The following is an 18,938-nucleotide window of genomic DNA, read 5'->3' on the forward strand; positions in this document are numbered from 1 at the left end:
ACAAAAGGATGTAAACCATTGTAGGTGTTTCACCTCTGGTCTACTAGTGAAAAACATCAACGTTTTAAAAAATAGTAATCCTGGTAGTAGAGGATTTGTTAGATGATACTTGCTCATCTTAATAGGTTATATCACCTTAAAAAATTGTTCAGGTAAGTAATGACTTAGAAACTCAATTTTTATTCAAAAAAAGGAGTATTATCCTGAAAAGGTAATCATTTTGCACCGGATTTTTGAATAAAAGAGGACATTCAGGATGGAAACTTGAATATTGAAGCGATATTTAATTTATGTCATATTTTAATCATATAATAAGGCTGTCTAAATCAACATGACGGGGAAAGGTAGTGGAATTTCAGATGCTTTATATTTGGGATATTGAAAGGATCATTGAAAATACATTACAGGAGCTCAATTTGGATATAAATTGCGAGTTTGACAATACTTTAACCGTACCTATGAGTTATAACCTATCGACAAATACGATAAAATTCAATTATCTCCAAGTTAACGGTTATAAAGGTAAAATTAGAGTTAAAGAGACAGAGGAAAACTTTGTTAGAATCCTTGTTTACCGTATGGTCGGTTATTATTTAGAAAAAAATCGTATTGATTTAAGAACATTGCTGTATGGCGGGGAGGATCAAAAAGAAGAGCTTCGTGCTAAAATAGATGAGTATTCCTGGGAATATGGGAGAAAGGTGGTACCCGAACGACTATTAGAGTCATACGACCAAGTCCGAGAGTTGGATAAGCTACTAATCAAGAACTAAATCAGATCTGTGCAAGTTGGGTATTTAAGAATGATCTTCCATTGAAAGGGCATATCCTAAATAAGGTATGTTTCTTTTTTTAGGAAATTAATCAATAAGTTGAAATAATTGGTGCTAAGTTGAGACTCCCACGGCTAAAGCCGCAAGCCCTACACCTTACGGTGAAACGGGTGGGATTCTTGAATGGCTAAGCGTTCGTAGTCCATTTCTGTTTTGAACAGCCTTCAAGATAAGGGTATCTCATTACCCCTCCTAAGACAGTGCATATAGCATCTTAGGCTGATTGACTTTTACCATCAATCACAGTTCGTATAAGTGTTTTAGCGTCTTGTGTTTGACGACACATATAGTTTTACGCATGAAATGAATTCGTTCATGCAACCTTATACTATATCTAATTTTCAACGAACGAGAAATGTTTTAAAGACTTTTGCTTGTCTATAGGAAAAGTATACCATATTTCAGATACTTGAAGCATCAAAAGCTACTCCGTATCTGACCTCCCTTTCATCCCAAGCCTAAAGGCGGTCTAAAAGACCTTCATGGGCTTTCTCGTTTGGAAAATCTGTAATAGAGCGAGTGAAAGAGAAGAAATGGTGAAGTTTTAGAAGCTAGGATAAGTAAGTTTACAGGTGAATAAGTTGTAGTATCATCTTAATATGGTTTCCTGCAACTGATTAAAAGGGAATATATTCCCTTTTAATCAGACTATTCTTTTCCATGATGTTTCTTCCATGGTGGGTCTGCGTAATTATGAAGCTTTTGGTTGAGTTTATACATAACCATAGGAATCAATAACGATCCTATCGTCGAATAGATAATTAAATTGGTTGGAAACCTACCCAGTATTTTCTCCCACACCTCAGCCATCCTCCTTCTATTGATCACTACTTTCAATTACAGCTCCAGAATTTCGTACAAAAGCTTTAACTTGAACATTGATGGTACTTTTTGAAAAATAGTGTTCCCCTTGATCCCAGTTTTGTTTGATCCTATTCCATGTTTTATGATCTTCTCCCTGCAAATGACCACCAAGTCCAAGAGAATCAGCTTTTAGATCTTTTTGAAATGTATGAATCGTTTTCAACACTTTCCGTTCAACTTCTTTTTCAATGGCATTTTCGACTTTTGTTATCATTTTTGAATTTGAGTAATCGAGGGGTACAAAGGATTCACCGATAATACCTTCTGTTTGGATTTCAATATTGAAATGGATATTCTCTTTATTTTTTACATCCACGTTAATAATACTCCGAGCATTCCTTACATCATACACCACCAATTGATCCTTGACTTTTGCTTTTATAAATCCCCCTTTATATTTCCCTGTAATGAAATTGAGGCCTTCTGTAACGTCTCCGCTAATAAAATCAATCATTTGATTGTTGTTTCCTTGAAAAACAGCAGCACCAGTCATGCTGATTGCTTTACCATCAATGGCTACTTTCGGAATGGTGAAGCTATTTTGACCAATCAGATATTGGTGAACGGCACCAACCCTTACCGGTGGATGTATTTTAGGATTTTTCCCTATATTTTCGGAAATGGATTTTATATTCAACGCGGGTAGACTTTCAGGCCTTGCCGGCATGTCCAAAATGGGACTTGCTTCCCCTTCTGATATCATCACAATCATTCCCCTCCGCATTTCATCATCCCGTATAAACAGATCAAGAATGTTCTCGAAAGCCCCCTGGGTTTTTGCCAACTTATCAGATATAATGATTACTTGCATATGTTCTGCAAATGCCGGGCGGCTTTTGTTTGCCGACAGGTTACGCGCTTGTACAAGCAAACTGTCACTTATCGTAGACACATTATCATAAGGTTTTTGTGACCCTCCACCACTTTGTCCAGAGGTCCCCTGTGAAAATTCTCCTGGAACAACATATTGCCATGTTCCTTTATACTGATATTCACCTTGCGGGTCGTCTGATTCCTCTTCTGTACCTTCGAACAAATCGATTGCCACCCCGATTATGAACCCGCGGTCTTCAATTTCTATCTGGTCCCAACACCCCGTTAGAAAGAATGGAAACACTATGAAAACAATCAAGTAAAGTTTCGTTTTAGTCAATACCCTTGATCCCCCTTACTTTAGCAAGTAGAAGTAAAACAGATGGAAGAAAAATCGATAATCCTGCAATCGAAATATTCAGGTATTTTGATAATTCGTCCACCTCGGTCAAATCCTGCGGAAACATGGCAATAAGGTAAATAATTGGTGTAAGTGCAAAAATGATCGTGATTTTTTTTGCCTTTTGAAACAAGGAATAGACAGCCATCAGTGCTACATCGTAAGCCAGCGAAGTCGTATTGAAGATAGCCATGATCCATATCGTAAAGAACAACGACTCGAAACGCCCTAAAAAGCCTCCTGGTACTTCTGCTTCTTTTGCCAATTCTATTGTAGGATATACAAGAGTAGATGTAGTATCTGCATTGAAAACTCCTATAGACATCAAATATAAAAGAAGGTAAAGGCCTATAGGAATAAACACTCCGTAAATAGCAAATTTGGGCGCTTGTTTGGGCCTTTTAACGAATTTCATATAAAATAAGATCCCTGAGAAACCGCTGAGAGCAAATAAACTTTCTTTAGCACCTTTCCAGTATCCTTCCCAGTTTGTAGTGAAAACGGGGGCTAAATTTTTTGTTTCAAAATATTGGACATTCAACAACATCAATAATATGGCTATAACAAGAATAATCGGCAAAAACAGAATGTTCAATCGTATGATCCCCACGCGGGTTCCTGAAACTGCATAAACAACAACCATCAGAAAAAGTAAAGCAATAATTTCTGTAGGGGTCCGATCAAACAGATACTGCTTCGCAATAATGGCAATGACTCTCGTTTCATAAGCAGCAATGGTAACATAGTTAGCAGCAAACCATAACATGATGACTATGGCGATAGGTTTTGAACAAATCGAAGAAGCGAAAGTAAAAAAAGACTGGTTTGGAAAACGGGCTGCCAATTTTATTATAATCCATATAAAGAAAGTGGAGATGGAACCTGCAATCAACAGTGAAACCCAGCCATCCGAAAAGGCTGTCGTACCTGCTAGCTGACGTGGAAGAGTCAGTACTCCGACTGCTATCATATAAGAAGCTACAATGAAAAGGATTTCCACTTCCCCGATTTTTTCATCTCCATAATCAAAGGGTCTCATGGAGTTTCCCTCCCCTTTGTAATTCCAATTCGTTCCGTATCTTCTGTCTGTAAATATTCAGGCCGTTTTGAAAGTGCTGTAATCGGTGCCCTGAAGATAAGATCTTTCCAATCCTGAGAAAAACCAGGGGCAAAGGGCGTTGAATATGGAACCCCAAAACTTTTTAGATTTACCAGGTGGATATTTACCATAATGTAGCCTAATATAATTCCGTAAAGGCCAAATAGCGCTGCTGCACCCATAAACCCGAATCGGAGTATTCTAAAAGCAAAAGCTGTACTGTAGGAAGGCATTGAAAAAGAAGAAACAGCTGTAACCGCAACGATAATAACCATAATGGGACTTACGATACCGGCAGCCACCGCCGCTTCTCCAATAACGAGTCCGCCGACAATCCCAATCGTTTGCCCGATCGGTTTAGGCAAACGGATCCCAGCTTCCCGTAATAATTCCATCGTCAATTCCATTAAAAATGCCTCCATGAATGCTGGAAAAGGAACACCTTCCCTGGAAGCAGCGATGGAAAATGCCAACTTGGACGGAATTAACCCTGGATGAAAGGAAACGAGGGCTATATATAAAGAAGGTAAAAAAACGGCAATAAACGCTCCGATATATCGCAATATACGGAGCAATGATGCGACAATCCATCTTTCATAGTGATCCTCTGGCGACTGAAGAGAATTTCCAAACGTAAATGGGGCTATAAGGACAAAAGGTGTTCCATCTAATAATATAGCGACTTTTCCTTGCATTAGGTCTGCGCTTACTTTATCCGGCCTTTCTGTATGTGAGAGTTGTGGAAATGGCGACAAAAAATTATCTTCTATCCATTCCTCAATGAATCCTGATTCTTGGGCATCATCCAGGTCAATGGATCTTAGCCTTTGATTCACTACCTTGACAATCTGTGGGTTGACAATGCCATCTATATAAGCTACAACAATATCTTTTTTTGAACGTCTTCCTATTTGATAGGATTTAATCCTTAAATTGGAATCACGAATTCGACGTCGAATTAGGACGATGTTTGTCTGTATATTTTCAACAAATCCATCTCTCGGTCCCCTGATCAATGCCTCAGAGGTCGGCTCTTCAATTGCTCGATCTTTCCATTCCTTGCTTTCTATGGTTATAGCGTGGTCTATACCATTAACGATAAGCACTGTATCCCCAGAAAGTAAAGCATTCGATACCTTATCGAGTGAGATGGCTATTTCAACTTTCCCGACTGATAGAACCTTGTTATGAAGCTGATTGATAAGATCAATCGCACGATAAGATTCATTTTCACTTTCTTCTAATGCGTTTTGGATATTTTTAATGACATGATTATTGATTAACATTTTGTCAGTTAATCCTGCTAAATAAACAACTGCACAGCGATGATCTGTGTTTCCAATCTTAAATTCCCTGATAATCAGATCACTGGGCTCATCCAAAAGCTTTTTAATATTAAGGAGATTTGCATCAATTTCTGTGAATAATTCATTTGAAAAGTCATCACGCTCCTGTTGTGCAGGCTTTCTAAGGTTATTTTTTCGTCTTCTATTTATCTTGAAAAAGGGATTCCGAACCAAAACTTCATCCTCCTCTAAAAATTCTACTGAATAGCTGATTATGATTTATTACAGATGCTAATCTCCTTTAAGTTCGATAGGTTTATTTTTACCAAGATGTTCTATATTACCCGTGTAATTAAATTTTTGGTAAATATCCCTACCCACATGCATCTTTTATAGAGAATGCTGAAGTGTACGAGAATGAATCAATAAGTTTAGGGTGATTTGAAAAAATAGTGATAGTAAACGGAAATGGATTAAAACAAGTATTTGTAGTGTGCTATGGAGCGGGATTAGTGGTGAAAAACCTTATATTTATTTTGGAACTATAACCGAACAAAAGTAATCTTATTATTGACGTTGAAGTAGTAGTATCATTTTAAAAGAATTTGTGTTAAGTTTTAATTGTCTAAAAATTATAAATACTAATTTATAGACAATATTGTGTATTGGAGGTAGATATTATGACAATCAAAAAATATATTTACATGAAAAATAAAAATACTAAGGGGAATACGTCTAAATAAATAATTTTATAGCGTTTCCCCACCTTTGAAAGGGGAAAATTATGTGAATCAAGTATTGTTAATCATTGATGCCCAAAACGAATTAATTGATGGGGATCAAGAAGAAAGTGCGGTTTTTAAAAAAGAACAACTTATAAGGAATATCAACTTAGTGGTTGGAAAAGCAAGTGAATCGAATGTTCCGGTTGTCTTTATAAGGGATCTTGATGTTGCAGAAGGTAAAGGTAGAGGATTTTTAATACACGATGATATTAATATACCCATGGAGGCAAAAATCATCGACAAAACTGCAACGAATTCCTTTCACGGTACAGGACTTCTAAACCATTTACAATCACAAGAAATTGAACATGTTGTAATTATGGGATGTGCTACACAGCACTGTATAGATAGTGCAGTCAGAACAGCGACTATCAGTGGTTTTGATGTTACATTAGTCGCTGATGGACATTCAACAACGGACAATAAGGTTTTAACTGCAGAACAAATTATAAAGCACCATAATGAAACTCTACACGGTCATAACAATATTGAACACTTTTCAATTGTCAGAAATGCAGAGGAAGACTTGTTTCATCCAACCCATGATTCATATAGGTGAATTGAAATAAACGGATGATCAAACGACTCGTCAAATCGACGAGTCGTTATTGCTTTTAATACCAAAACCATTTAAATTAAGCCAACCACTTTAAGCAGAACACTGTATTCATATGAAAGGGTATCTTGTAAAAAAACCCATATTCTATTATCGACTGCTTAGCTTTACAATTGAATCTATAATTTGGTCCCAGTCTTCACTATGAATTTCGTGCCCTGATCCCTCAAGAGGTACTAATTCAGCATGAGGGATGGATTTCACTAGGACGAGGCCGTGTTCGTATGGCAGGGCTGGATCTTCAGTACCATGTATAACGAGGACAGGTACGCTGATCTCTCCCATTCTATCGTAATAGGCTTCTCCGCCTTGCAGCATCGCATGATTGAATCTGCTCGGCAGCTGTTTGGCACGATCAACCTCTCTTTCTGCCAGTTTATACATTCTTTCTTCCTCATAAGTATTGGAGCCAGCTAATGTTTTCCACCCATCGGCAAGATAGGTGATGACAGCCTCCCGATTCAACCAATCTATAGATGCACTCTGCGCATGGTGGTCCAGAATTTTCTCATCCATAGGAGGTAGTTTTTCCATTTCCTTTCCGAACACACTTGATGCAATCAACGTAAGTGTCAATACCTTCTCCGGATACCTCAAGGCAAGAATCTGGCCGATCATACCGCCCATAGACATTCCAACGATATGGGTCTGCTTTATAGAATAAGCATCGAGGATACTTGCAGCATCATCAGCCAGGTCAGTTATTGTATAATTTGAAGAACCTGTATCATAAGTAGTCGATCGTCCCAGATCCCTATGGTCATATCGGATAACGAATCTTCCCTGATCAGCGAGGCGGAAACAGAAGTCTTCATCCCACCAATCTAATGAAGACATTGCACCCATGATTAAAAGGACAGCAGGGTCGTTGGGATTTCCAAAACTCTCAGTACAAATAGCCACTTCATTTATTTTCAGGATCTGTTCATTCATGCTTTTTCTCCTCCGTCTATTTATTTCTAATCTCATCTATTAAGGTTTTTCAGGAGCATAATTGGCCTGCTTAAATGATCTTAGTCGTATCCACTTGATAATCATGATAAAGCATCCCTTTAAAGTTCTATCAGAGAAACCTTATTTTTTTCTATTAAACAGGAAACTTCCTCTTATTCCTAAATTTAAGGGTTGTTTAAATAGTATAAGTCGCTCCATGATAGAAAAAAAAGCGTACTCCTTAAAATGGGTATGCCTTTGTTCCATCATGAACAATTATCGGAGTCGTTCTATAGTTATATTTACGTAGCAGAAGTTATACTTCAATTAAAAATCGTGCCTGGTTACAGTCAGTTGTATGACGATTCCGAATGGATCCCGCACAATGCCATATCCAGTGCTAAAGGAATTTTGTGCAAATGGTGTGAGGATTTCAACGTCATGATGTTGAATCAGTTTCTGATAGATGGACTTGATCATGGAGAAATCCGTAGATTGAATACATAACGATGAGCTATTGCCTAATTGCCAAGGACGTGTAGGATCCATTGCTTCTTCAGCAATCATGATTTTGTCTTGACCGACTTGCAAGACAGAATGTGTAATATAATCGTCCTGCCCTTCTTCATAACTAAACTGCTGGTCCATTTCTTTCATCTCTTTATACGTTTTCTTAAATAAAACCTTTGCACCTAAATTCTGTTCATAAAATTCAATAGCTGTAGCACCTTTCCCATTCAACGATAGAAATGGAATGACTTCGAAGTTCATAGTATTGCCTCCTTTGTGAATATGCCTTACGTTTATAGTATATAAAAATAAGGTGACAATACTTGGCACCTTTAAAGGAGATTTTTATGAAAAAAGCAGAACGCTTAAATGAAATGTTACGATTCATCAATCAGAAGCAATCATTCACATTAAAAGATTTAATGTATGAATTTCAAATTTCAAAACGGACAGCGCTCCGTGATATTTCATCATTGGAGGAAATGGGTGCCCCTCTCTATGCAGAACATGGACGTTTTGGAGGATATCGGTTGCTGAATTCGATTACTTTACCACCAGTTTTTTTCACAAGTCAGGAGGTATTTGCATTATATTTTGCCATGCAGGCGTTGAAAAGTTTTGCAAGTACTCCATTTCAAATATCATATCGTTCCATTCATGAGAAGTTTTTACAGGAGATTTCACAGAGGCACTGCGAGCAAATTGAGAGCCTTCAACAGAGAGTAGCATTCTATCATACTGAACAAATGTATGAATGCCCCCAGCTTGAAGGAATTTTATTAGCAGCAACTCAGAATAAGGTTTTAAATATCATCTATATAACACCTAGCAAAACGACGAATCGTTCAATCCAACCGATCTCAATTTATGCAATGAATGGATATTGGTACTGCCAAGCGTATGATCTAGATAAAAGAGCTTATCGGGTATTTCGCTGTGATCGTATTCAATCATTGGAAGAATCAGATCATAAACCACTTGAAGATCTAAAAGATATAAACATTCAAAACGTACATACTCTCTGGAAACCTACTGAAAAGGCGATCCGCTTTAAATGTTCGATTACGGTAACAGGCGTAGAAAAATTCAAACGACAAAAATTCCCTTCCATGAAAGTGGTAGAAGAAGATGAAAAGTTGTATTTGGTGGGGACTTATGAGCCTAAGGAATCGAATTTCATTATTCAATACATGGCTAGTTTCGGTAAATCCATACGGATCATTGAGCCAGCTTCGCTAAAAGACCGTTTGAAAGAATATTATTTAGATATGATTCAACATTTATAAAAAGTGATACCGAATTGTTGAAACTTGAAGTATGAAAACTCAAGTACTCTGTGAGGGATATAACGGATCTGGGAAGCAAAGGAAGCTTATTTGCTCTTAAGAGGACGAAAGAAACCTTTATATAATTATTGGCTAAATAAAGTAGTTACTGTTTTTATTGGGACGCAACTCCTTAATTGGAATTGCGTCTTTTGTAATAAGAAATAAGAACATTTGAACGCAAAAATTTTGAAATAAAACAAATTTATAAAATATTCTTTCAATTCAAAAATCTTTATGGTAAGATGATAAAAAGTTTAGTATTACTTCAATTACTTACTGTATAATTAGAATTTTTTTGTTGCATTGAAAGGACGTATGTTATGGATGAAATTTATAAAAAAATAAAAGATCTTCGTAGAAAGAACGGGTATACCCTGAAGGATTTGAGCAAGAAAACGGACCTGTCCGTCAGCTTTCTATCTCAAGTAGAACGTGGCTCATCTTCGCTTGCAATTACGTCTTTGAAGAAAATTGCAGATGCATTCGATGTTCCCATCACGGAATTTTTTGAGACCGAAACGAATTACAATTACATCGTAAAAAAGGAAAGTAGGAAACCTTTCAAAATCGAGGGGTCTCCAGCAACTTATATACGATTGAACGGGGAATTCGCCAACCGATCCTTGGAACCGCTGATGGTGACACTATCGCCAAAGCAGGTCCAAACACAAACATCAAGCCACCCTGGGGAGGAATTCTATTATGTAATCAGTGGAGCTGTCCTATTCAACGTGGATGGAAAAGAATACTTCGTAAGGGAGGGTGAATCCATTCATTTTCCTTCAACTATGCCTCACTTCTGGGAAAATCCCTTAAATGAGGAATCTACCATTCTATGTGTTTTAACTCCTAACATTTTCTAATCGAGAAGAAAGGTGGTCATTATGAGAGTAGCAACGGATATTGGAGGGACTTTCACAGACCTAGTTTATGTAGACCAAAATGGGAAAGTTGGAATTGCCAAGACCCATACGACCCCACCAAACTTTGAAAAAGGTGTAATGGATGTCATCGAAAAAAGTGGAATCGACCAGAAAGCCATCAAAACGTTCATCCATGGTACGACTGTAATCATCAATGCATTGACAGAACGAAAAGGTGCAAAAACAGGCCTGATCACAACAAAAGGGTTCCGCGATGTCTTGGAAATCGCAAGGGGGAACAGGCCGGACTTGTTCAACGTACGTTATCAAAAACCAACACCTTTCGTCGATCGCTACTTGAGAAAAGAAGTTGATGAACGACTTGACCATAACGGGAATGTCATTACTTCCCTTGATAAAGACCAAGTAAAGGAAGTCGTCCGTTACTTTCAAAAGGAAGGCGTAGAAGCGATCGCCGTCGCTTATTTGCATGCATACAACAATCCACTGCATGAAAAAGAAACGGTCAAGTTGATCAAAGAGCTCTGGCCAGAAGTTGCAGTAACGGCTTCACATGAGGTTACGAAGGAATGGCGGGAGTTTGAGCGGACAAGTACCGCGGTGCTGAACTCCTATGTCAAGCCGACAGCAGCTTCATATGTGGATCGGCTTAACACGAAGCTTCTTGAGAACGATGCTGATAGCCACAATTACATCATGCAGTCGAATGGTGGAACGACAACCTTCGATCAAGCGAAAGAGACACCGATCAATATGGTTGAATCAGGTCCTGTTGCAGGCATTTATGGTTCTGCTGTCCTCGGAGAAATGATCGGGGAAGAGAACATCATCGCGTTCGACATCGGTGGGACGACGGCAAAATGTTCACTGATCAATAAAGGAGAAGTCAAGGTTTCCACTGACTATTATATTGAAAAAAATCAACGTAGCGCAGGCTATCCGATCAAAGTTCCAGTAGTTGACATCGTTGAAATCGGTAACGGCGGAGGTTCCATCGCATGGATCGATGAAGGTGGGTCGCTTAAGGTAGGGCCGCAATCAGCAGGGGCAGTTCCTGGTCCTGTCGCCTATGGACAAGGCGGGACAGAACCTACAACGACAGATGCTAACTTGATCACTGGCCGTTTATCTCCTGAAAACTTCGATTACAAGGTTGATCTCGACCATGTCAAAAAGTCGATCGATGAAAAAGTATCGAAGCGGTTTAGATTATCAACAGAGGAAGGAGCCCTCGGGATCATCCGCATTGCCAACTCGAATATGCTGAACGCCTTGAAGCTGATTTCAGTCCGTAAAGGATACAATCCAAGGGAATTTACACTGGTGGCATTTGGTGGCGGGGGTTCCATGCATGCACCAGCACTCGCAAAGGACCTGGGTGTCAAGAAAGTCGTAGTCCCTGTCGCATCATCCGTCTTTTCTGCATGGGGAATGCTGATGACCGACCTGCGACACGATTATATCCAGACATACATCAAACGATTGAATGAAGTTGATTTAGAAGGATTGAATAAAGAGTGGGCAACAATGGAGAACCAGGCGACAAAGCAATATGAAGATGAAGGCGTAGAGGCGGATCGGATCATGTTCACCCGCTTTGCAGATATGCGGTATATCGGTCAGGAGCACACAGTGAAGGTACCTGTTCCTGGTGGAAATCTCACAAAGGAATCGATCCAAGAAGTCATCCGACGGTTCCATGATCTTCATGAAAAAAATTTCACCTTCAAATTGGTGGATTCGCCGACTGAAATCGTCAATCTTCATCTGACAGCATTCGGAAGAGTCAAAAAACCCGAGCTCCAAAAGCTTGAACGTTCCAATGACAACTTGGAATCTGCCCTGAAAGAAGTCCGTAATGTGTTTTATGAAGAAGAAGGCTGGTTAGCAACCGATGTGTTCCATCGTGAGTTGCTTTCTCCAGATATGGAGGTAGAAGGACCAGCGATCATCGAAGAAGCTTCAGCTACAACTGTCTTATATCCTGGCCAGACATTGACAGTGGACGTGTATGGAAACTTAATCATCGATACGGGGGTGGAGTAAGATGACGACAGCAGCAAATGTGAAAGTCGATCCGTTCACATTGGAAATCGTAAAAGATTCAATGATCGCAACTGGAGATGAGATGTTCTACGCGCTTGCAAGGACATCGATGAGTCCGATCATTTATGAAGTATTGGACTATGCCAGCGGGCTTACTGACTCGAAGGGACAACTGTTGACCCAGGGGAATGGTGTGACCGGCTTCATCGGGATGCTCACCTTCATGGTCAAGCAGACGCTTAAAAAATTCGGAGGCGAAAATCAGTTGAAGCCGGGTGATATTGTCATCATCAATGATCCTTATGGCGGAGGTGGTTCGCATCTATCTGATGTCGGGCTGGTCATGCCGATTTTCCATGAAGGTGAAATAGTCGCCTTTTCCGCAAACAAGGCCCACTGGACGGAAGTCGGCGGGAAAGACCCCGGTTCATTCAGTAACGATGCCACTGAAATTTTCCAGGAGGGTCTGCAATTCCCATGCGTCAAGCTCTTTGACGAGGGGAAGCTTAATCAGCCGCTTGTCGATATCATCGAATCGAATGTACGATTCCCTGACCTTTCCCTTGGAGATCTATGGGCTCAGGTCGCTGCATTACGTACGGGTGAAAAACGGATCAGGGAGCTTTGTGAGAAATACGGAAAGGAAATTGTACTCGTATCTATCGATCATCTCCTCGACCACGGTGAACAGATGGCGCGGAAGGAATTAGCGAAGCTGCCGAAAGGGACTTTCCATGCTGAAAGCTATATCGATGACGATGGATTTGGAAACGGACCATTCAAGATCCAAGTGAAGGTAACCGTCACTGATGAAAAATTCATTTGCGATTTCCGGGGGAGCCACCCTCAAGTTCCTGGGCCGATCAACTGTTCTTATACTGCACTTGTTTCAGCAGTCAGGACAATTTTCCTGGCGATCACTAATCCATCTCAGGATGTAAATGATGGTGTGTTCAGACCACTTGAAATTATCACCGATCCAAAATCGGTTTTGGCAGCAGAACGACCTTCCCCAGTCTCGATCTATTGGGAAAGCATGCTGGCAGGTGCGGACTTGATTTGGCAAGCCCTTGCACCTGAGCTTCCAGAACGTTTATCTGCTGGACATCTATTGTCTGTCTGTGCTGTCATTTTAGCCGGGAATCACCATGAGACAGACGAACCATTCCTGATCGTAGAACCTTCAGTCGGAGGTTGGGGTGCAGCAAAAGGCCAAGACGGTGCCAGAGGGCAATTTTGTATCGGAGACGGCGAAACCTACAATGTCCCGATTGAAGTGGCCGAAACACGGTATGGTGTAATGATTGATGAATATAGCCTCCGGACAGATGGAGCCGGTGCCGGTGAATATATCGGTGGATCTGGTGTTACACGTTCATATCGGGCAATGACAGACAACCAGATGGTTTCGGCCACTTTCGGACGGAATAAATTCGTACCTTGGGGAACGAACGGAGGCGAAGATGGTTCGCCAAACGAGTTCATCATTGAAAAGGCGAATGGAGAGGTTGATGGACCATTCGGAATCTATCCACGTTATCCATTGAACAAGGGAGACGTCGTCAAGCTGATGACCGCTACGGGTGGCGGATTCGGGAACCCAGAAGACCGTCCTGCTGAACAAATTGCGCTTGATGTGAAAAACGGATATATCACTGTCGAACAGGCGAAAGAAAAGTTTGGCGTCATCATCAATGAAAAGACCTTCACTGTCGAGGGAGTTACTGAACTGAGAGGGAAGCGCTGATGAAGGTTGTGAACATCAATGAGATTGTTGCTCAAGAAAACAGGGCGTTTTCCCTCAGGACCCTGTTTGAAGAAGAAAATCAAAATACGACTGTCAAAATCGGGACAGTAACGATCCATCCGGGGGAAAGAGTACCCTTGACTTGCGTATCAAACCATGAGGAAAATGAGTATTCGGTCATCGTAAAAGGAACTATCCTTACAGAAATCGACGATAAACAGATCAGGGTTTCTGCCGGTCAAGCAACTTTCATACCAGCTGGGAAGGAACATATCGCATTCAACGATGGCAAAGAGGCTTGTGAACTCGTTTTTGTTCTTGTCGGATAAGGTGCCGACTCGACTTTTTCCTGAAATTCAAGTATTGGGGGGATAGAAGCATGAATGAAAAAGGAATTACGAATTCACTATGTAAGGACGAAGCTCTTGCTCAAATTCCACAAGATAAGAGACAGCATTGGTTGACTCCGGCGATGATTTTCGGAGGGCTGGAATTCACGATACCAGTCTTGATGGTCGGAGCAACTCTTGCAGGTGCGTTCGGATTGTCCTCCATCTTCTGGATCCTGTTGGTAGCATTATTCGTTTTCCAGTGGATCGGTAATGCGATCGCAGGTTACATCGGAGCAAAGACTGGTCGTTCTTCGTCCGTGATCGCCAGGACCAGCTTTGGTGCTTCGCAGGCAAGGTTCATCGTCGGGCTGACAATTTTCATCGTTTCATTAGGTTGGTGGGCCTTACAAACAGCCGTAGCAGGAAACGCTATTTCCGCTATGATCGGAATAGACTATGAAAACCAGATATTTGCATGGAGTGTTGTAACGATCATCGTCGGTCTTTTGTTTGCGATTCCATCAATCATCGGTTACGGTTCAATGAAATGGACAGATTATATTGCTGTTCCAGCCGGTTTGCTCCTCATCATCGCTGGAATATTCTATGCTTTAAAAAACACCGGATTGGAAACGATAACCTCTTGGAGGCCTGAGCCAACGATGACCTTTTTAGGAGCAGTAAGTCTGATCATTGGCGTCAATGTTTCACAATGGGTGATCGCTTCAGACTATACGCGTTATGCGAAGCCTAAAGTCAAGGACAATATACTGATTCCCTTGGGGATCATCGGTGTAGGTTTCCCTTTATTCTATGTGGGAGCAATCATGTCCGTGGGAGTAGGCGATGCAGACATCGTAAACGTCATGATGAATCTCGGATTTCCTGTCTGGGGATTCTTGATCCTTTGGTTTGCAACCTGGACAAGTCAGCTTGTCAACAATTACAGCATGGGGTTGGCTCTTGCAAATATGCTAAACGTCAATTCGAATAAGGGACGTGCGTTGTTGACACTCGGCGGGACAATCATTGCGATCGTCATCGCCCTGGCAGGTATCTTGGATTATTTCATGGATTTTCTTTATATGACAGCATTGATCTACCCTGCTATCGCCGGTGTAATGATGGCTGATTTCTTTTTCCTCCGGAATCAACAATGGGTCGATAACCAGGGATGGAACTGGATGGCGACAATCGCCTTAGCGGTAGGTACTTTGGTTGGGTATTTGACCCAATATGTCAATTCGTTCGGTATTCCAGCTGTACAGTCCCTCATAGCTTCAGGAATCGTATATTTGATTGCGATGAAAATCAAAACAAAAATGAAACCGGACCATTTTACAGTAACTGGGCTGGATCAACTTGAAAATGATCCCAACCCGAACCTCAAATCAGGATGAAAAGTAGAGATTAAAACAGGGCTGTCCCAGTAGAAATAGTGGGATAGCCCTGTTGCTTGTTAAAAGATTTTCATGGAAAAGCACCGCAACACCTATGATTAAGGATATGACGAAGATGCTGTCCAAAACTCAAGGTAGACTATAGTGCCCTTTTTCATTTATTCGTTTTAAAGGCTATTCGGATTATGTCAGATTTAGGCGCGTTAAGGAGTCACTATGGTTTTTCGAGACCGCCATACAATTTTTGTGCCAACTCCGGATTTTCGTAGATCTCGATTTTCGAATCGATGAGCTCAAGGTTTTTCTTCAAGTCGTCGATCTGCTTTAAGACTTGTTTGCGATGAGCGGCGAGCATCATTTTCCGTTCGTCGATCGTTTGCATACCCTGTGTGCACCAGTCCGCATATTGCTTGATTGCTTTGATTGACATTCCCGTATCCTTCAGGCAGCAAACCATAGCCACCCAGTTGAGATCCGTTTCGGAGAACACCCGGTTGCCGGATTTGTCTCTCTCGATAAATGGCATTAGCCCTTCTTTATCATAGTAACGTAACGTATGAACAGACAGACCGAATTTGTTTGCGACCTTGTTGATCGTATAATTCATTTTTTTTACCTTCCCCCTTGACTTAGAGTTAACTCGAATCCCTATACTCATTTTAGACCACAAATAACAGGTTATCAAGTGGTTGACGCTGATGAACGAAAGGAGACAAAATCTATGAATTCAACTCAAAAGATTGCACTGGTAACCGGAGGTAGCCGCGGACTGGGTAGAAATACCGCCATCGCGCTCTCCCGCAAAGGAATTGATGTTATCGTCACTTATCATACCCGGAAGGAAGACGCAGAAGCGGTCGTCAAGGAAATTGAAAACAACGGCCGAAAAGCCGTGGCATTGCAGCTGGTACCGGTGACATATCCTCTTTTGAAGCTTTTGCATCACGGCTGTCCAACATGCTGAAAGAAAAATGGAATCGGGAGCAGTTGGACATATTGGTCAACAATGCGGGATTCGGGATTCACGCTTCTGTTTCGGAAACAACAGAGGAACAATTCGACAGCATGATGAACGTGCAGTTCAAGGGTGTATTTTTCCTGACGCAAAAGCTGTTTTCCCGTATTGCCGACAATGGAAGGATCGTTAATATTTCAACGGGCTTGACACGTTTTGTGATTGAGGGCTTCGGAGCTTATGCGGCGATGAAAGGAGCGATCGAAATCTTGACGAAGTACATGGCCAAAGAATGGGGAACAAGAGGCATTCAGGTCAACGTGGTCGCCCCGGGAGCAATCGCTACGGATTTCGGCGGTGGCGCAGTAAGGGACAATCATGAGATGAGAGATTTTATCGGCAAGAATACAGCGTTAGGCAGGGTCGGAGAAGCCGACGATATCGGCGGGGTTGTTGCGTCCTTGTGCACGGATGATATGGGCTGGGTGAATGCGCAGCGGCTCGAAGCATCAGGCGGGCAGCTTCTATAATTGAACGGCAATAAGCCTGGAAATACCCCCATAATATATTACAGGTATCCTATATCTAAACTTATTAGTAAGTTTGAAATGTTGTTAGAACCATATTTCATAATTGGGAGCATATCTTAAATAAGGTATGTCTCTTTTTTTATGAAATGGATCATTGAGAAAGATCTTCCAACTTGAAATTATTGGTATCGATCAGTTGGTCAGTATTGGTGAATAACAAACTATCATAAAGATCGGAAAATCAAGGGGGATGTGATGAAAAATTGGCACCGGTTATTATTTGTTTTTTCTTTGATTTTGACAATCGCTTTGGTTGGATGTAACCAAGATTCCAACATTCATCAAGAAAATAATGAGGAAGAAAATAAATATGAAGAATCTCCACCTGATGCGTTGACAGACCCGGTACTAGAAAAAATGAATTCCATGTCCATAGAAGAAAAAATTGGTCAAATGCTTATGTTTGGATTTGAAGGTACCCAGGTGAATGATGAAACACAAAAATTAATAGATAATTATCACATTGGAGGAGTCATTCTTTTTAAGAAAAATATTACAGGCTCTCAACAATTATTGGATTTGAATAATCAATTAAAAGAAATAAATTCCGGGCATAATGATACTCCCATTTTTATTTCTGTCGATGAAGAAGGTGGCTTAGTATCAAGAATGCCGCCTGAAATAATAAACTTGCCAGACAGTAAAGATATTGGGGATTTCCATAGTTCGGAGCTTGCCCATCAAGTTGGGGAAGCGATTGGGGAAAGGGTAAGCTCGTTCGGATTTAATATGACGATGGCACCTGTTCTGGATATCAATAGTAACCCGACAAACCCTGTAATCGGGAAGAGGGCTTTTGGGGATAATAAGGAAATTGTTTCGGAAATGGGGATTGAAGTAATGAAAGGGATACAATCCAAAAACATCATCCCAGTAATAAAGCATTTTCCAGGTCATGGTGACACAGATGTTGATTCTCATTTAGAATTACCTGTTGTGAATAATGAGTTGGAAAAACTCCGTCAAATGGAATTGGTGCCATTTCAAAATGCTGTTGATCAACATGCAGATATGACGATGGTTGCACATATTCTGTTACCTGAACTGGATCATGAATATCCTTCTTCTTTATCAAAGAACGTTGTCACCAATATTTTAAGAGAAGAATTAAAGTTTAATGGAGTTGTTATAACTGATGATATGACTATGGGAGCCATTATAGAAAACTATGATATCGGTGAAGCTTCTATAAAGGCCATTCAAGCAGGAAACGATATTGTACTCGTAGCCCATGGGTATGAAAACAAAGTGAAAGCCGTCAACAGTTTAACAAACGCTGTAAAAGATAGAATAATAAGCGAAGAAAGAATAGATGAAAGCGTTCAAAGAATTTTACGATTAAAAGAAAAATATAGCCTTTCAGACAGACTTCTAGATGAAATCGATATAAATAAAATTAATCGATCATCTGAAGAGATACTAGGCGCTCTTCGATGAACATCTGAAAAGTGAAGAGATTTGGATCAAATTCCTACCAATCTACCATTCATCTAAGGGAATGATGACTTAAATGATGT

Annotated in this window: 17 protein-coding genes; 11 read left to right on the forward strand and 6 right to left on the reverse strand. The window is 40.5% G+C overall.

All coding sequences use genetic code 11. From position 1 onward, the window contains the following. Nucleotides 1–359 precede the first annotated feature (359 nt). Nucleotides 360–773: a hypothetical protein gene (locus tag ACJROX_RS07165; RefSeq protein WP_408010059.1), complete on the forward strand. Its 414-nt coding sequence runs from the start codon at nt 360–362 to the stop codon at nt 771–773. An 877-nt stretch (nt 774–1,650) separates the two neighbouring features. Here ACJROX_RS07165 and ACJROX_RS07170 read toward each other — a convergent pair. From ACJROX_RS07170 to ACJROX_RS07180, 3 genes are read right to left on the reverse strand one after another with little or no spacing between them, the layout of a single operon-like run. Further along, nucleotides 1,651–2,850, reverse strand: a complete 1,200-nt coding sequence (locus tag ACJROX_RS07170) for a Ger(x)C family spore germination protein (protein ID WP_408010060.1) — start codon at nt 2,848–2,850, stop codon at nt 1,651–1,653. Next, nucleotides 2,843–3,949 carry an endospore germination permease gene (locus ACJROX_RS07175; protein WP_408010061.1) on the reverse strand — a complete coding sequence of 369 codons (1,107 nt, stop codon included), beginning with the start codon at nt 3,947–3,949 and terminating at the stop codon, nt 2,843–2,845. The genes ACJROX_RS07170 and ACJROX_RS07175 overlap by 8 nt, the downstream gene beginning before the upstream one ends. Beyond that, nucleotides 3,946–5,529, reverse strand: coding sequence for a spore germination protein (locus ACJROX_RS07180; protein WP_408010062.1), 1,584 nt, complete (start codon nt 5,527–5,529; stop codon nt 3,946–3,948). The genes ACJROX_RS07175 and ACJROX_RS07180 overlap by 4 nt, the downstream gene beginning before the upstream one ends. Nucleotides 5,530–6,081: 552 nt before the next feature. On the opposite strand from ACJROX_RS07180, the gene ACJROX_RS07185 reads away from it, so the two are divergent. Next, nucleotides 6,082–6,639, forward strand: coding sequence for an isochorismatase family protein (locus ACJROX_RS07185; protein ID WP_408010063.1), 558 nt, complete (start codon nt 6,082–6,084; stop codon nt 6,637–6,639). A 147-nt stretch (nt 6,640–6,786) separates the two neighbouring features. Here ACJROX_RS07185 and ACJROX_RS07190 read toward each other — a convergent pair whose 3' ends face one another. Beyond that, nucleotides 6,787–7,629, reverse strand: a complete 843-nt coding sequence (locus ACJROX_RS07190) for an alpha/beta fold hydrolase (protein ID WP_408010064.1) — start codon at nt 7,627–7,629, stop codon at nt 6,787–6,789. Between the two features lie 327 nt (nt 7,630–7,956). Continuing rightward, complete coding sequence (locus ACJROX_RS07195) at nt 7,957–8,400, reverse strand: VOC family protein (RefSeq protein WP_408010065.1); 444 nt, start codon at nt 8,398–8,400, stop codon at nt 7,957–7,959. 86 nt (nt 8,401–8,486) lie between these two features. On the opposite strand from ACJROX_RS07195, the gene ACJROX_RS07200 reads away from it, so the two are divergent. The 6 genes from ACJROX_RS07200 to ACJROX_RS07225 all read left to right on the forward strand — a co-directional run bounded on the left by ACJROX_RS07200 (nt 8,487) and on the right by ACJROX_RS07225 (nt 15,876). Further along, nucleotides 8,487–9,425, forward strand: a complete 939-nt coding sequence (locus ACJROX_RS07200; protein ID WP_408010066.1) for a helix-turn-helix transcriptional regulator — start codon at nt 8,487–8,489, stop codon at nt 9,423–9,425. Between the two features lie 362 nt (nt 9,426–9,787). Continuing rightward, nucleotides 9,788–10,330 (forward strand): helix-turn-helix domain-containing protein, encoded by a 543-nt coding sequence (locus ACJROX_RS07205; protein ID WP_408010067.1) that lies wholly within the window; start codon nt 9,788–9,790, stop codon nt 10,328–10,330. A 21-nt stretch (nt 10,331–10,351) separates the two neighbouring features. Beyond that, a complete protein-coding gene (locus tag ACJROX_RS07210; protein WP_408010068.1) occupies nt 10,352–12,397 on the forward strand; it encodes a hydantoinase/oxoprolinase family protein in 2,046 nt (681 codons plus the stop codon). 1 nt (nt 12,398) lies between these two features. Next, a complete protein-coding gene (locus tag ACJROX_RS07215) occupies nt 12,399–14,144 on the forward strand; it encodes a hydantoinase B/oxoprolinase family protein (RefSeq protein WP_408010069.1) in 1,746 nt (581 codons plus the stop codon). Next, complete coding sequence (locus ACJROX_RS07220; protein WP_408010070.1) at nt 14,144–14,473, forward strand: cupin domain-containing protein; 330 nt, start codon at nt 14,144–14,146, stop codon at nt 14,471–14,473. Before ACJROX_RS07215 ends, ACJROX_RS07220 begins: the two co-directional genes overlap by 1 nt. A 50-nt stretch (nt 14,474–14,523) precedes the next feature. After that, nucleotides 14,524–15,876, forward strand: coding sequence for a purine-cytosine permease family protein (locus ACJROX_RS07225; protein WP_408010071.1), 1,353 nt, complete (start codon nt 14,524–14,526; stop codon nt 15,874–15,876). Between the two features lie 214 nt (nt 15,877–16,090). Here ACJROX_RS07225 and ACJROX_RS07230 read toward each other — a convergent pair whose 3' ends face one another. Continuing rightward, on the reverse strand, nt 16,091–16,483 hold the full coding sequence (locus ACJROX_RS07230) for a MerR family transcriptional regulator (RefSeq protein ID WP_408010072.1): 393 nt from the start codon (nt 16,481–16,483) through the stop codon (nt 16,091–16,093). A 114-nt stretch (nt 16,484–16,597) separates the two neighbouring features. Here ACJROX_RS07230 and ACJROX_RS07235 point away from each other — a divergent pair, with 114 nt between their 5' ends. From ACJROX_RS07235 to nagZ, 3 genes are all read left to right on the forward strand, one after another. After that, nucleotides 16,598–16,840 carry an SDR family NAD(P)-dependent oxidoreductase gene (locus tag ACJROX_RS07235; RefSeq protein WP_408010073.1) on the forward strand — a complete coding sequence of 81 codons (243 nt, stop codon included), beginning with the start codon at nt 16,598–16,600 and terminating at the stop codon, nt 16,838–16,840. Continuing rightward, nucleotides 16,834–17,361, forward strand: coding sequence for an SDR family oxidoreductase (locus tag ACJROX_RS07240; RefSeq protein WP_408010074.1), 528 nt, complete (start codon nt 16,834–16,836; stop codon nt 17,359–17,361). The genes ACJROX_RS07235 and ACJROX_RS07240 overlap by 7 nt, the downstream gene beginning before the upstream one ends. A gap of 255 nt (nt 17,362–17,616) precedes the next feature. Further along, on the forward strand, nt 17,617–18,858 hold the full coding sequence (gene nagZ / locus ACJROX_RS07245) for a beta-N-acetylhexosaminidase (protein ID WP_408010075.1): 1,242 nt from the start codon (nt 17,617–17,619) through the stop codon (nt 18,856–18,858). Nucleotides 18,859–18,938 lie beyond the last annotated feature (80 nt).

It is taken from the genome of Pseudalkalibacillus sp. A8, from assembly GCF_045920555.1.
In the GTDB taxonomy this organism is placed as follows: Bacteria; Bacillota; Bacilli; order Bacillales; family Fictibacillaceae; genus Pseudalkalibacillus.

Coding starts and splice junctions, on each gene's coding strand:
- ACJROX_RS07195 (WP_408010065.1), bottom strand. CDS start 8,400: ATGAACTTCGAAGTCATTCCATTTCTATCGTTGAATGGGAAAGGTGCT.
- ACJROX_RS07210 (WP_408010068.1), top strand. CDS start 10,352: ATGAGAGTAGCAACGGATATTGGAGGGACTTTCACAGACCTAGTTTAT.
- nagZ (WP_408010075.1), top strand. CDS start 17,617: ATGAAAAATTGGCACCGGTTATTATTTGTTTTTTCTTTGATTTTGACA.
- ACJROX_RS07165 (WP_408010059.1), top strand. CDS start 360: ATGCTTTATATTTGGGATATTGAAAGGATCATTGAAAATACATTACAG.
- ACJROX_RS07225 (WP_408010071.1), top strand. CDS start 14,524: ATGAATGAAAAAGGAATTACGAATTCACTATGTAAGGACGAAGCTCTT.
- ACJROX_RS07190 (WP_408010064.1), bottom strand. CDS start 7,629: ATGAATGAACAGATCCTGAAAATAAATGAAGTGGCTATTTGTACTGAG.
- ACJROX_RS07200 (WP_408010066.1), top strand. CDS start 8,487: ATGAAAAAAGCAGAACGCTTAAATGAAATGTTACGATTCATCAATCAG.
- ACJROX_RS07215 (WP_408010069.1), top strand. CDS start 12,399: ATGACGACAGCAGCAAATGTGAAAGTCGATCCGTTCACATTGGAAATC.
- ACJROX_RS07240 (WP_408010074.1), top strand. CDS start 16,834: ATGCTGAAAGAAAAATGGAATCGGGAGCAGTTGGACATATTGGTCAAC.
- ACJROX_RS07230 (WP_408010072.1), bottom strand. CDS start 16,483: ATGAATTATACGATCAACAAGGTCGCAAACAAATTCGGTCTGTCTGTT.
- ACJROX_RS07205 (WP_408010067.1), top strand. CDS start 9,788: ATGGATGAAATTTATAAAAAAATAAAAGATCTTCGTAGAAAGAACGGG.
- ACJROX_RS07235 (WP_408010073.1), top strand. CDS start 16,598: ATGAATTCAACTCAAAAGATTGCACTGGTAACCGGAGGTAGCCGCGGA.
- ACJROX_RS07175 (WP_408010061.1), bottom strand. CDS start 3,949: ATGAGACCCTTTGATTATGGAGATGAAAAAATCGGGGAAGTGGAAATC.
- ACJROX_RS07220 (WP_408010070.1), top strand. CDS start 14,144: ATGAAGGTTGTGAACATCAATGAGATTGTTGCTCAAGAAAACAGGGCG.